12 protein-coding genes are annotated in these 13,214 nt (G+C 69.4%); 5 read left to right on the top strand and 7 right to left on the bottom strand.

Annotated features, from left to right (window positions below; all coding sequences use genetic code 11):
- Nucleotides 1-10 precede the first annotated feature (10 nt).
- Nucleotides 11-1,051: a class I SAM-dependent methyltransferase gene (locus ACIA5G_RS20800; RefSeq protein WP_395925483.1), complete on the top strand. Its 1,041-nt coding sequence runs from the start codon at nucleotides 11-13 to the stop codon at nucleotides 1,049-1,051.
- A 5-nt stretch (nucleotides 1,052-1,056) separates the two neighbouring features.
- Here ACIA5G_RS20800 and ACIA5G_RS20795 read toward each other — a convergent pair whose 3' ends face one another.
- The 6 genes from ACIA5G_RS20795 to ACIA5G_RS20770 form a co-directional block, all read right to left on the bottom strand.
- On the bottom strand, nucleotides 1,057-1,557 hold the full coding sequence (locus tag ACIA5G_RS20795) for a putative immunity protein (protein ID WP_395925481.1): 501 nt from the start codon (nucleotides 1,555-1,557) through the stop codon (nucleotides 1,057-1,059).
- A gap of 37 nt (nucleotides 1,558-1,594) precedes the next feature.
- The gene (locus ACIA5G_RS20790; RefSeq protein ID WP_395925479.1) at nucleotides 1,595-2,737 is read right to left on the bottom strand and encodes an NAD(P)/FAD-dependent oxidoreductase; all 1,143 of its coding nucleotides are present in this window, start codon (nucleotides 2,735-2,737) and stop codon (nucleotides 1,595-1,597) included.
- Nucleotides 2,734-3,054: a bifunctional 3-phenylpropionate/cinnamic acid dioxygenase ferredoxin subunit gene (locus tag ACIA5G_RS20785; RefSeq protein WP_395925476.1), complete on the bottom strand. Its 321-nt coding sequence runs from the start codon at nucleotides 3,052-3,054 to the stop codon at nucleotides 2,734-2,736. Before ACIA5G_RS20785 ends, ACIA5G_RS20790 begins: the two co-directional genes overlap by 4 nt.
- A 182-nt stretch (nucleotides 3,055-3,236) precedes the next feature.
- A complete protein-coding gene (gene betA / locus ACIA5G_RS20780) occupies nucleotides 3,237-4,895 on the bottom strand; it encodes a choline dehydrogenase (protein WP_395925474.1) in 1,659 nt (552 codons plus the stop codon).
- 9 nt (nucleotides 4,896-4,904) lie between these two features.
- Nucleotides 4,905-6,473, bottom strand: coding sequence for an amino acid permease (locus ACIA5G_RS20775; protein WP_395925472.1), 1,569 nt, complete (start codon nucleotides 6,471-6,473; stop codon nucleotides 4,905-4,907).
- A 27-nt stretch (nucleotides 6,474-6,500) separates the two neighbouring features.
- Entirely contained in the window at nucleotides 6,501-7,961 is a 1,461-nt protein-coding gene (locus tag ACIA5G_RS20770) for an aldehyde dehydrogenase family protein (RefSeq protein WP_395925470.1), read from the bottom strand.
- Between the two features lie 92 nt (nucleotides 7,962-8,053).
- Here ACIA5G_RS20770 and ACIA5G_RS20765 point away from each other — a divergent pair, with 92 nt between their 5' ends.
- Together ACIA5G_RS20765 and ACIA5G_RS20760 are read left to right on the top strand one after the other, a co-directional pair.
- Complete coding sequence (locus ACIA5G_RS20765) at nucleotides 8,054-8,632, top strand: TetR/AcrR family transcriptional regulator (protein WP_395925468.1); 579 nt, start codon at nucleotides 8,054-8,056, stop codon at nucleotides 8,630-8,632.
- A gap of 272 nt (nucleotides 8,633-8,904) precedes the next feature.
- Entirely contained in the window at nucleotides 8,905-10,026 is a 1,122-nt protein-coding gene (locus tag ACIA5G_RS20760) for an aromatic ring-hydroxylating dioxygenase subunit alpha (RefSeq protein ID WP_395925466.1), read from the top strand.
- On the opposite strand, the gene ACIA5G_RS20755 is transcribed toward ACIA5G_RS20760, so the two are convergent.
- A complete protein-coding gene (locus ACIA5G_RS20755) occupies nucleotides 10,023-10,670 on the bottom strand; it encodes a GntR family transcriptional regulator (RefSeq protein ID WP_395925464.1) in 648 nt (215 codons plus the stop codon). The genes ACIA5G_RS20760 and ACIA5G_RS20755 overlap by 4 nt on opposite strands.
- A gap of 57 nt (nucleotides 10,671-10,727) precedes the next feature.
- Here ACIA5G_RS20755 and glyA point away from each other — a divergent pair, with 57 nt between their 5' ends.
- Nucleotides 10,728-11,999, top strand: coding sequence for a serine hydroxymethyltransferase (gene glyA, locus ACIA5G_RS20750; RefSeq protein ID WP_395925462.1), 1,272 nt, complete (start codon nucleotides 10,728-10,730; stop codon nucleotides 11,997-11,999).
- Nucleotides 11,996-13,210 carry a sarcosine oxidase subunit beta family protein gene (locus tag ACIA5G_RS20745; RefSeq protein WP_395925460.1) on the top strand — a complete coding sequence of 405 codons (1,215 nt, stop codon included), beginning with the start codon at nucleotides 11,996-11,998 and terminating at the stop codon, nucleotides 13,208-13,210. Before glyA ends, ACIA5G_RS20745 begins: the two co-directional genes overlap by 4 nt.
- Nucleotides 13,211-13,214: the final 4 nt, after the last annotated feature.

The following is a 13,214-nucleotide window of genomic DNA, read 5'->3' as shown; positions in this document are numbered from 1 at the left end:
CGTTTTGATCATGTCCTACCGCGCCGCCACGGCCCACTACACGTCGCCCAAGCGGCGCGATCCGGTCAAGACGATGCTGGAAGAAATCGTCACCCACCGGGTGCTGCGAGACGCCATCACCCGGATCCGGCCCGAGCCCGGCCGGCCGCTGCGGGTGCTCGACGTCGGGTGCGGCGCCGGGGACGGCCTGGCCCTGCTGACCGAACAGCACGGCGCCCTCGCCCCGCTGACCGACGAGCACACCCTCGACTACCTCGGGGTCGACCTCGATCCCGACATGGTCGACACGGCACGCTCGCTCCACGCCGGCCGGCCGGCCACGTTCGCCGTCGCGGACATGCGGTCCGAACCGCCCGCGGGCGACTTCGACCTCTACCTGTCCTGCGGTGTGCCCTACTCCCACCTGCCCCACGAGGACGTCGTCGAGGTCCTGACCGGCCTCATGCGACGGATCGTGGAGACCCGCGACAGCGCGGTGATCATCGTCGACGTCCTCGGCCGCTACTCGGTCGAGTGGACGCCGATGTGGCCGGAGACCCGCTGGTCGTACAACATGAGCTTCTTCGAAGACGCAACCGAAACCCTCCACGACCAGATGAGCTTCTTCGACCGCAGGTCGCTCGACGAGGCGCTCGTCGAAGCCGCGATCCGAGCCGGCGCCCGGCTGGGCGGGACGACGTTCACCGACCGGTCCGTCCTCGCCGGCCGGCACACCGCCACCCGGTCCTTCAACCCGGCGATCCCGCCCTACCGCACCCTCCTCAACGAACTCGCCCGCGGCAACACCGACGTCGTCCCCGCGCAGCTGCGCTTCGAGCCGCCCGCCGGACAAGCGCCGCGACCGGTCGAGCTGTTCTTCGCGGCGTTCGCCGAACGCTGGAACCGGATCATCACCACGGCCGCCGGCGACGGACAGGGCTTGCCTTCGGCCGAGCACGCGAAGCAGCTGGCGACGGCATTGTTCGCGTGTGAACAGCAAACCCAGCAAGGCCTCGGCGTCGGGCACTCCCTGATGGCCACCGTGGTGGTCGAACGCCCCACCAGCGCCTGATCCGCTCAGGCGCGGAGGGCCGACTCCAGCCGGCGGTGCAGTTCGCCCAGGCGGGTTCGGCCCGGCTTGCCTTCCGGGAAGCGGCGCAGGATGTCGCGGACCGCCGGTGGTGCGTGGCCGAGCGCCCAGCCGATCTCGGCTTCCGCGTCACCGCCGGCCAGTTCGTGCGCCAGTGTTGACTGCTGCGCGGGGCCGACGATGTGCTTCACCTGGTGCGGCGACTCCAGCGGGTGCAGGTAAGCCGCACCCGCGGCGCCCACAGCGGCGCGGGCCGCGGCGGCCGCCACGGGATCGGGGGCCGAACCGGCCGCCTCCAGCGCCGCCCACGCCACCGTGCGAAGCAGCTTCGTCCGCGGAGCGCCCGAAGCGAACTCGCTTGCCGCCGAGATCGCTTCCCGGGGACGAGGATCGCTGGGGACCCGCGACTCGTACAAAGGCAGCGCACGCGAAGCGCAGTCGGCGGCCCAGCCCGTCAGCACCCGCAGCTCGTCGAGAGTCAGCTCCATGTGGGTGAAGCGTATCTTTGAACCGCCGGTTGAGACTTCAGACGGCCGCTGGAACCCGAAGCGGACGTCGCAAGCGGTTGAACAGCTTCGGATTGTTCAACGCGAACACGCCGACGGTGGCGCCCTCGCGCGCCCAGACGGCCACGAACGACGAGGACGCCGGGTCGCCGTCCACGAACGAAAGCGTGTCGCCGGGACGCGGGTGGCCGGCCAGCTGCAGCCGCCCCGAATACTGGTCCGACCAGACGTAACCGCTCGGTGTGTAGGTGCGTTCGGTGCGGCCGGCCAGGAGGTTCGCGATCGCGACCGGCGCCTGCTCCGACGCGTTCGTCCAGTGCTCGTGCCGCCGTCCGACGCCGTTGGCGTGATAGTGCGCGACGTCGCCGATCGCGACCACCTGGGGCAGGTCCGTGACAAGGCCGGCGTCGATGTGGACGCCGTTGCCTACCTTCAACCCGGACCCGGCCAGCCAGTCCGTCGCCGGGATCATGCCGACGCCCGTCACGACGACGTCGGCCGGGACGAGCGAACCGTCGGCCAGCCGGACGCCGGCCGCGTCCATGCCGGTCACCGACACCCCGCAGCGCAGCTCCGTGCCGTGCTCGGCGTGCAGCCGGGCGCAGACGGCCGCCAGCTCCGGGCCCAGCACCGGGGTCAGCGGCAACGGCAACGCTTCCAGGACGACCACGTCGAGGCCCAGCGAACGGCACGTCGAGGCCACCTCGGCGCCGATGAACCCGGCGCCGACGATCGCCACCCGGACCCCGGGCACCAAGGCCGCGCGCAAGGCGAGAGCGTCGTCGATCGTCCGCAGGGTGTGGGCGCCTTCGAAGCCCGGCAAGGTGCGGGCGCGGCCGCCGGTGGTGATGACCACGCCGTCCGCGTGCACGGAACCGCCGTCCGAAAGGAGCACCCGGCGGTTCCCCGGTTCCAGGGCCGTGGCCCGCACGCCGAGCCGGAAGTCCAGCGCCAGCGACGCGAGGTCGCCGGCGTCGAGCAGTTCCAGCGAAGCGCGCTCGGCCGTCCCCGCGAGGAACGCCTTGGACAGCGGCGGCCGGTCGTAGGGCAGGTGCGCCTCTTCGCCGATCAGCACCACACCGCCGTCGTAACCCTGCGCGCGCAGCTCCTGCGCGGCGCGGACCCCGGCCAGTGAGGCGCCGACGATCGCGACGCGCTTCACGCGGCGTCCTCGCGGGCCTCACCCTGCACGTAGATGACACCGTCGTCGACGACCACGGAGTAGGTCCGGACCGGCTCCTTCGCGGGCAGGCAGCTCGGCATGCCGGTGCGCAGGTCGAACAGCGCCGCGTGCAGCGGGCACTCGACGAAGCAGCCTTCGAGCCAGCCGTCGGCCAGGGAGGCGTCCTGGTGGGTGCACGTGTCGTCGATGGCGTACAGCTCCCCGTCCTCGGTGTTGAACACCGCGATGGCGGGAGACCCCTCGAGCCGGACGGACTCACCCGGGGGCAGCTCGTCCACTGTGCACGCGCGAATCATGACGCCTCCGAGACTGTTGCGCATAGGGGAACATCAACTGTGATCCGCAACAAAGTCTGAGTCCCATGCCGGACGTCGTCAAGGGGGTACGCCCCGGTAGTTTTTGTTCCCCGCCAACGGATAATCCGGGCATGCCGAAGGCCCGTACCGAGGATGGCGGTACGGGCGCTACGACGTCCGGGCTAGCTCTCCCCGTGCCGGTAGAACGGCGTCTTGATCGGGGCGAGCGGGGTGTTGCCGAGGATGAGGTCGGCCGCCTTCTCGGCGGTCATCATCACCGGCGCGTAGATGTTGCCGTTGGGGATGTAGGGCATGACCGACGCGTCGACGACGCGCAGGCCCTCGGTGCCGTGCACCCGCATCGTCTGCGGGTCGATCACGGATCCCTCGTCCACGCCCATCTTGGCGGTGCACGACGGGTGCAGCGCCGTCTCGGCGTCCTTGGCGACCCAGTCGAGGATCTCCTCGTCGGACTCCACGGACGGCCCCGGCGAGATCTCGCCGCCGTTGTACCGGTCCATCGCGGACTGGTTGAGGATCTTCCGCGCCACCCGCACGGCCTCGATCCATTCCTTGCGGTCGTTTTCGGTCGACAGGTAGTTGAACTTGATCGCCGGGTGCTGCCGCGGGTCGGTGGACGTGAGCTTCACCGAGCCGCGGGTGTCGGCGTACATCGGGCCGACGTGCACCTGGTAACCGTGCCCTTCCGTAGGCGCCGAACCGTCGTAGCGGATCGCCACCGGCAGGAAGTGGAACATCAGGTTCGGGTACTTCACCTCGTCGTTGGAGCGGACGAACCCGCCACCCTCGAAGTGGTTGGTCGCGGCCGGGCCGTTCCGCAGGAACAGCCACTGCGCGCCGATGTAGGGCCGCTTCCACTTCGCCAGCGACGGCTGCATCGACACCGGTTCCTTGCAGGCGTACTGGATGTACACCTCCAGGTGGTCCTGCAGGTTCTCGCCGACACCCGGCAGGTCCTTCACGACGTCGATGCCGAGCTTCTCCAGGTCGGCCGCGTTGCCGACGCCGGAGAGCTGCAGCAGTTGCGGGCTGTTGATCGCGCCGCCGCAGAGGATGATCTCCTTGCCGTACACCTCACCCGGCACGCCCCGGCCTTCGCTGTACTCGACGCCGATCGCGCGGGTGCCGTCGAAGAGGATCTGCGACACGAACGCGTGCGTCTTCACCGTGAGGTTGGGCCGGTTCTCCACCGGGTGCAGGTACGCGCCCGCCGCGGACAGCCGCCGTCCTTTTCGGACGTTCCGGTCGAAGGCTGCGAAGCCTTCCTGGCGGTAGCCGTTGACGTCGTCGGTGCGCGGGTAGCCCGCCTCTTCTGCGGCGTCGAAGAAGGCCTGGAACAGGGGATTGCTGGCCGGGCCGCGTTCCAGCTCAAGCGGCCCGTCGTGGCCGCGCCAGGGCCCGTCGGGGGCGTCGGCGAGGCAGTTCTCCATGCGCTGGAAGTACGGCAGGCAGTGCGCGTAGTCCCAAGTGGACATCCCGGGGTCGCCGGCCCAGCGCTCGTAGTCCAGCGGGTTGCCGCGCTGGAAGATCATCCCGTTGATGCTGGACGACCCGCCGAGCACCTTGCCGCGGGCGTGGTAGATGCGGCGGCGGTTCATGTGCGGCTCGGGCTCGCTGCGGTAACCCCAGTCGTAGAACTTCGACCCGATCGGGAAGGTCAGCGCGGCCGGCATGTGGATGAAGACGTCCCACTTGTAGTCGGACCGCCCCGCTTCCAGGACCAGGACCTTGTTGTTCGGGTCCGCGGAAAGCCGGTTCGCCAGCGCGCAGCCCGCCGAGCCGCCGCCGACGATCACGAAGTCGTAGGTATCGGAACTCATGGGGCCTCCTCAGCCGGGCAGGGTGTCCGGGGCGCTGTCGGGCATGTGCTCGGGGCTCGTGTGTGACGAACCCCAGGTGCCGCGCCGGACGTAGAGCATGATCGCACCGATGATCACGATCAGCCCGGTGACGATCACCGCGCCCCACTGGAAGTACCAGTGGTCGTCGCCGTAGACCTCGGCGCGCGGCCAGATCAGGTTGACCGTCATCGCGGCGCCGTAGAGCACCGCGACCAGGTTCACCAGCGTGCCCCAGCGGCCGAGCTTGAAGTACGGGCCGTGCCCGGGGCGCGGCCACTGCCCGCGCAGGCGGCGCAGCAGCATCGGGCCGGTGACCATCAGGTAGGGGATGTAGAACAGGATGATCGCGGTCGAGGTCAGGATGAAGAACGCCCGCTGGTTGCCCAGGTTGATCAGCAGCACCACGACGGTGAGGCCGCCGGTGAGCAGCGCCGGCAGGATCGGCGTCTTCGACCGCGGCGACACCTTCGCCATCGCCTTGCTGAACGGCAGCCTGCCGTCGCGGGCCATCGCCCAGGCCATCCGGATCGCCGCGGTCTGCACGGCGAGGCAGCACACCGTGATCGCGATCGCGGAACAGATGAGGAAGGCGTTGCCCAGCCCGGTGCCCAGCGTGCTCTTCAGCAGGTACGGCATGCCGGACGTGCTCAGCTCCTCGGCGTTGATGTCGCCGACGGCCATCATGCCGACGAGCATCACCAGGCCGCCGACGATGAACGAAGCCGTGATCGCCCGCAGGATCGCGCGCGGCGCGTGCTTGCGCGGCTGGGTGGTTTCCTCCGCGAGCGAGCCCGCGGTGTCGAAGCCGTAGAAGACGTACGCGCTCATCAGCGACGCCACCAGGAACGCCCCGAGGTACCCGAGCGAGTGACCGTCACCCGTGGCGTGCGTCTCGAAGACCACCTGCGGGCCGCGCTTGATGTGGATGGCCAGCGCGATGATCAGCAGGATGACGGCGGACAGCTCGACCGCGACGCCGAAGTTGTTGATCTTCGCCATCAGTTTGACGCCGATGACGTTCACGATCGTGGCGAACACGACCAGCACCAGGGCCAGGATGATGGCGTTCTGCGCGCCGCCCGGCGTCGACGTCAGGCCGGCGTCGGAGTCGCTGCCGACGATCTGGAACGCGGTCGAGACCTGCGGCAGGATGATCTGGTAGGCCACGGCGACGGCACCGGCCGTTACGATCGCGCCGATGATCATGATCCAGCCCGCGAGCCACGACGTCGCGGGCTTCGCGATCTGTTTCGCCCACTGGTACACCGAACCGGCGAGCGGGAACTGGCCGGCGAGCTCGGCGAAGCACAGCGCGACGGCGAGCTGGCCGATGAACACCAGCGGCCAGGTCCAGATGAACGCCGGCCCGCCCGAGCCGAAGCCGAAGAAGAACAGCTGGAACACGCCGGTCATGATCGAGATGTAGGAGAACCCGGCGGCGAAGCTGGAGAAGGAGCCCAGGGAGCGTTCGAGTTCCTGGCGGTAGCCGAACTTCTCGAGGTCGGAGCTGTCGTCCGGGGCAGGCCCCCCGCCCGCCGGCTTTTCTTGCGTGGTCATGGCAACGTCCTCACGTGGGGGAAGGGATCAGCCTTTGAACCAGTGCTGCGGAACGGGGTTGATGTTCTGGTAGACGTGCTTGCTCTCCTGGTACTCCGCCAGCCCGGACGGTCCGAGCTCGCGGCCGATGCCGGACCGGCCGAACCCGCCCCACTCCGCCTGCGGCAGGTAGGGGTGGTAGTCGTTGATCCACACGGTGCCGTGGCGCAGGGCCCCGGCGACCCGCTGGGCGCGGGACGCGTCCGACGTCCACACGGCCCCGGCGAGCCCGTACTCGGTGTCGTTGGCCAGCGCGATCGCGTCGGCCTCTTCGGTGAAGCGTTCCACGGTGACGACCGGGCCGAAAACCTCTTCCCGGACGATCGCCATGTCCCTCGTACAGTCGCTGAACACGGTCGGGCGAAGGAAGAAACCGCCTTCGTACTGCGCGCCTTCGGGCCGTTTGCCGCCTGCCCGGAGCGTCGCGCCTTCTTTGAGAGCGCTTTCGATGTACCCCTCGACCTTGGCACGGTGCTGCGCCGAGACGAGCGGACCCGTCTCGGTCGCGGGGTCGAGGCCGTCGCCGACCCGGATCCGGTCGGCGCGCGCGGCGAGGTCCGCCACGAACCGGTCATGGATCCCATCCTGGATGATCAAGCGCGCGCCCGCCGAGCAGACCTGTCCCGAATGGACGAACGCGGCCATCAGCGCGTAGTCGAGGGCAGTGTTGTAATCGGCGTCGTCGAAGACCACGTTCGGGTTCTTGCCGCCGAGTTCGAGCGCGACCCGGCGGACACCCTTCGCCGCGGCCGTCATGATCTTCTCGCCGGTCGCGTAACCGCCGGTGAAGGAGACGAGGTCCACGGCCGGGTGCTCGACCATTGCGGCGCCGACGTGGCCCGGCCCGAGCAGGAGGTTGACAACGCCGGGTGGGGTGCCGGCCTCTTCGAGCAGGGCGACCAGCTTGATCGTGGTCAGCGGCGTGACCTCGCTGGGCTTGAGCACGACGGTGTTGCCCGCGGCCAGAGCGGGCGCGACCTTCCAGGACATCTGCAGCAGCGGGTAGTTCCACGGTGCGATGAGCGCGCAGACGCCGACCGGCTCGTGCACGATCCGGCTCACGACGGTCGCGCTGCCCGCGTCGACCAGGCGTCCGGCGTCCTTGCCGGCCAGGTCGGCGTAGTAGCGGAAGACGTTCGTGACGTCGTCGATGTCGATGCGGCCTTCACCCAGCGTCTTGCCGGTGTCGAGGCTCTCGGTGCGGGCGAGTTCTTCGCGGTCGCGGACCAGCAGGTCGGCGGTGCGCCGGAGCAGTTCGCCGCGTTCGGTGGCGGTGGTCCGCCGCCATGGACCCTCGTCGAAGGCCTTCCTCGCCGCTCTGACCGCGGCGTCCACTTCCTCGCGCCCGGCTTCGGCGACCTGCTCGATCACCTGGCCGGTGGCGGGGTTCAACACGTCGGAGTGGCTTTCGGCGTCCGACCAGACGCCGTCGATGTGGAGGTCCTTCATGCGGCCCCTTCCGGATCGGTAGTGGCTGCGTCGCGCGTTGAGTGCGTACATTTGTACGCGAAGCGTGTACAGATGTCCACAAGGGGGCTTCGATGACGAAGACCGAACCCGGCGCGAGCAGGCGCCGCGGCCCGAACGACCCCGAGCGGCGCGCGCGGATCGCCAAGGCGGCGGTCGAGGTTGTCGCCCAGCGGGGGATCGACGGGGTCACGCACCGTTCGGTCGCGGCCGCGGCGGGGGTGCCGCTGGGCTCGACGACCTACCACTTCGCGACCCTGGACGACCTGCTGGAGGTGGCGCTGCACGAGGCCGCCGAGAAGAACGTCCACGCGCTGAAGGAGTGGGAGTCGGCGCTCCCGCCGGACGCCGACTTCGCCGCGGCCCTCGCCGACCTCGTCATGGGGTACATCAACGAGCAGTACCGGGACACTGTGGTCGAGTACGACCTGTACGTCGCGGCCCTGCACCGCCCCCGGCTCCGCGCGGCGAGCGCGGCCTGGGACCAGGCACTCATCGCGTTCTTCGGCTCCCGCACCGACCCCCTCACCGGCCGCCTCCTGGCCGGCCTGTTCTGCGGCCTCCTGATGCAGGCGGCCCTGGCCGACCCCCGCCCGACCCGCGACGAGATCGAAACCCTCTTCCGCCGAGCCATCCACGGCCCCGCAGCCTGACCCAGACGGTCGGCTCGCGTACCTGGACAGTCGGCTCGCGTACCCAGACGGTCGGCTCACGAGCCGACCCTCCAGGTACGCGAGCCGACTCTCTGGGTACGTGAGCCGACCCTCGGGGTACGCGAGTTCGCTGAAACGTGCCGGAAATCTTTGGCGGGCGTTGAAAAACTTGGGTTGACAGCGCTTCGGGGTGGCAGTCACTCTGTTCCGGAGTGAGCAACAAGACGCGTTCTGCGCAACTCCCGTCCTGATCCGCGGAGAGGACCACGCCGGTGACCACTACCGATCTGCCGCCGAGCCTGCTCGCCACGCTGCCCGGCACCTACTACACCGACCCGGCGATCTTCGGGTTGGAGCAGTCGAAGATCTTCGAGGCCGACTGGTTCTGCGCCGTGCGCAGCGCGGACCTCGCCGGTCCCGGCTCGTTCGAGACCGTCCAGGTCGGCCGGGAGAGCGTCCTGGTCTCGCGCGGGCGGGACGGGAAGCTCACCGCGTTCCTCAACGTCTGCCGCCACCGCGGCGCCCGGCTCTGCACGTCCGAAAGCGGCACCGTGAAGCGCGCTTTCCAGTGCCCGTACCACGCCTGGACGTACGGCCTCGACGGCAAGCTGATCGCCGCGCCGAACCTCACCGGCATGCCGGACGTCGACCGCACCGCCTTCGGCCTCACCAAGGTGCACCTGCGGGAATGGCTCGGCTACGCGTGGGTCTGCCTGGCCGACGAGCCGCCGCCGTTCGACGGCACCGTCGTCGCCGCGGTCACCGAACGGCTCGGCGGCGAGAGCGCGATCGAGGCGTACGGCGTCGACGGCCTCGCCCTCGGGAAGCGCATCGAGTACGACGTGAAGGCGAACTGGAAACAGATCATCGAGAACTTCATGGAGTGCTACCACTGCGCGACGATCCACCCGGAGCTCACCGAGGTCCTCCCGGAGTTCGCCGACGGCTACGCCGCGCAGTACTACGTCGGTCACGGCGCGGAGTTCGGCGGTGACGTCCAGGGCTTCACCATCGACGGCAGCGAGGGCGTCGACCGCCTCCCCGGCGTCACCGAGGACCAGGACCGCAAGTACTACGCGATCACCATCCGGCCGCAGGTTTTTGTCAACCTGGTGCCGGACCACGTGATCCTGCACCGGATGTTCCCGCTCGCCCCGGACCGGACGCTGGTGCGCTGCGACTGGCTCTACCTGCCCGGCGTTGTCGAGTCGGGCCGCGACCTGACGCGTTCGATCGAGCTGTTCCACCGCGTCAACCAGCAGGACTTCGAGGCGTGCGAACGCTGCCAGCTCGCCATGGACTCGCGCTCCTACGCCAACGGTGGCGTACTCGTGCCCAGTGAGCATCACATCGGCGAGTTCCACGACTGGGTCCGCACCCGGCTGGGTCTTTAGATCAACGCCCGGATGGCGGCCTCGAACCCGGCGACGTGCTCGAGCGTCAACGCGGCCGCCTTCTCGGCGTCACCCTCGATGATCGCGGTGAGGAGCGGGACGTGCTCGTCGACGTGGCCGGCCATCCCGGACAGCCGGGGCACGAACACGCACCAGATCCGGGTGGCGAGGTTGTCGTACCGGATCAGCGTGTCCTCGAGGAACGGGTTGTGCACACACCGGTAGATCGCCCGGTGCAGGGCGAGGTCGGTGCGCAGCAGGTCGGCGTTGTCCCCGGTGGGGACCCCGGCGTCGAGCTGCGTGCGCAGCTCGGTGAGCGTCGCCCGGTCGGCGTCGGTCGCGCGCTCGGCGGCGGCCGCCGTGGCCATCGGCTCCAGCGTCCGCCGCACCTCGGAGATATGCGCGAGGTCGGAGATGTGGACGTCGGTGGCGAACGTCCCGCGCCGTGGATAGGCGACGACCAGCCGTTCGGACTCCAGCCGCTTCAGCGCTTCGCGGATCGGCGTCCGGCCCATGCCGAGGGTGGTGCCCAGCCACTCCTCGTTGATGGGGCCGCCGGGGCGGATGTCGAGCATGACGAGCTGGTCGCGGATGAAGACGTAAGCCTGTTCCGCGAGCGACGGGGGATTGACCTGGGGATGCACGCCGCTTAGCCTACATCGACGATTGATATATCAGAAGTCGACCAGACGGAGTTTCGGATGACCGCGACGATCGACCCAGTGCTCAACCGCTCTTTGGCCGACTACGACCCGGCGGTGGCCGACGCGATCGGCGCCGAGCTGCACCGGCAGCAGTCGACGCTGGAGATGATCGCCAGTGAGAACTTCGCCCCGCTGAGCGTGCTGCAGGCGCAGGGCTCGGTGCTCACCAACAAGTACGCCGAGGGCTACCCCGGCCGCCGCTACTACGGCGGCTGCGAGCACGTCGACGTCCTCGAACAGCTCGCCATCGACCGGGTCAAGACGCTGTTCGGCGCCGGGTTCGCCAACGTCCAGCCGCACTCGGGCGCCCAGGCCAACGCCGCCGCGATGGCCGCGCTCATCAAGCCCGGTGACAAGATCCTCGGCCTGTCGCTCGCCCACGGCGGGCACCTGACGCACGGCATGCGGATCAACTTCTCCGGCCTGCTCTACGACGTCGCCGCGTACGAAGTGTCCGAAAAGGACTTCCGGGTCGACATGGCCGAGGTCGAACGTCTGGCAAAGGAACACCGGCCGAAGCTGATCATCGCGGGCTGGTCGGCCTACCCGCGTCAGCTCGACTTCGCCCGCTTCCGCGCGATCGCCGACGAGGTCGGCGCGTACCTCATGGTCGACATGGCCCACTTCGCCGGCCTGGTCGCCGCCGGGCTGCACCCCTCGCCGGTGCCGCACGCGCACGTCACGACGACCACCACGCACAAGACGCTCGGCGGCCCGCGCGGCGGCGTGATCCTGACGAACGACGCGGCCCTGGCCAAGAAGGTCAACTCTGCGGTGTTCCCCGGCCAGCAGGGCGGCCCGCTCGAACACGTCATCGCGGCCAAAGCCGTCGCGTTCAAGATGGCGTCCGAACCCGAGTTCGCCGAACGCCAGCAGCGGACCCTGCGCGGCGCGAAGCTCCTGGCCGAACGGCTCCTGGGCGAGAAGGACATCTCCGTGCTGACCGGCGGCACCGACGTCCACCTGGTGCTCGTCGACCTGCGCGACTCCGAACTGGACGGCAAGCAGGCCGAGGACCGGCTCCACGAAGTCGGCATCACCGTGAACCGCAACGCCGTCCCGTTCGACCCGCGACCGCCGATGGTCACCTCCGGCCTCCGGATCGGCACTCCGGCCCTGGCCACCCGCGGCTTCGGCGACGCCGAGTTCCGCGAGGCCGCCGACGTCATCGCCGAGGCTTTGAAACCCGGCTTCGACGTCGAGAAGCTGCGGGCCCGCGTCACTGCGCTCGCCGAAGCGTTCCCGCTCTACCCGGGGGAGGCCCGATGACCGGCCTGCCCGAGCACCCCGACTTCCTCTGGGACAACCCGGACCCGAAGCCGGCTTACGACGTGATCGTGGTCGGTGGCGGTGGGCACGGCCTCGCCACCGCGTACTACCTGGCGAAGGTGCACGGCATCACGAACGTCGCCGTGCTGGAGAAGGGCTGGCTCGCGGGCGGCAACATGGCCCGCAACACCACGATCATCCGCTCCAACTACCTCTGGGACGAGAGCTCCGGCATCTACGAGCACTCCCTCAAGCTGTGGGAAGGCCTCGAAGAGGACCTCGGCTACCCGATCCTGTTCAGCCAGCGCGGCGTGCTGAATCTCGCACACACGCTGCAGGACGTCCGCGACAGCGTCCGCCGCGTCGAGGCCAACAAGCTCAACGGCATCGACGCCGAATGGGTGGACGCCGCCGGCGTCAAGGAGATCTGCCCGATCGTCAACACCTCACCGGACGTCCGCTACCCGGTGCTCGGCGCGACCTTCCAGCCGCGCGCGGGCATCGCGAAGCACGACTACGTCGCCTGGGGCTTCGCCCGCGCCGCGCACGAGGTGGGGGTCGACCTCATCCAGAACTGCGAGGTCACCGGCATCTCCACAGCGAACGGCCGAGTCACCGCGGTCGAGACGTCGAGGGGCCGGATCGCCGCGGGCAAGGTCGCACTGTGCGCGGCCGGGCATTCGTCGGTGCTGGCGAAGATGGTCGGCCTCGACCTGCCGCTGGTGTCGCACCCGTTGCAGGCCTTGGTGTCCGAGCTGCTGGAGCCGATCCACCCGACGGTCGTCATGTCGAACGCCGTACACGTCTACGTTTCCCAGGCGCACAAGGGTGAACTGGTCATGGGCGCGGGCATCGACAGTTACAACGGCTACGGGCAGCGCGGCTCGTTCCACGTCATCGAGGAGCAGATGGCCGCCGCGCTGGAGCTGTTCCCGGTGTTCGCGCGGGCGCACCTGCTCCGGACGTGGGCGGGCATCGTCGACGTCAGCCCGGACGCCTCGCCGATCGTCGGGCTCACCCCGGTGGAGAACCTGTTCCTCAACTGCGGCTGGGGCACCGGCGGTTTCAAGGCCACGCCGGGGGTCGGTGACGTCTTCGCGGCGACCATCGCGCGCGGGAAGCCCCACGAATACGCCGAACCGTTCACTTTGGACCGGTTCACCACCGGTGCCCTCGTCGACGAGCACGGCGCCGCCGCCGTCGCGCACTAGGAGC

The sequence above is a fragment of the Amycolatopsis sp. NPDC051758 genome (genome assembly GCF_044453095.1).
GTDB lineage: Bacteria > Actinomycetota > Actinomycetes > Mycobacteriales > Pseudonocardiaceae > Amycolatopsis.
Note: the sequence above shows the minus strand (reverse complement) of the source record. Positions and strands in the feature narration are given on the sequence as shown.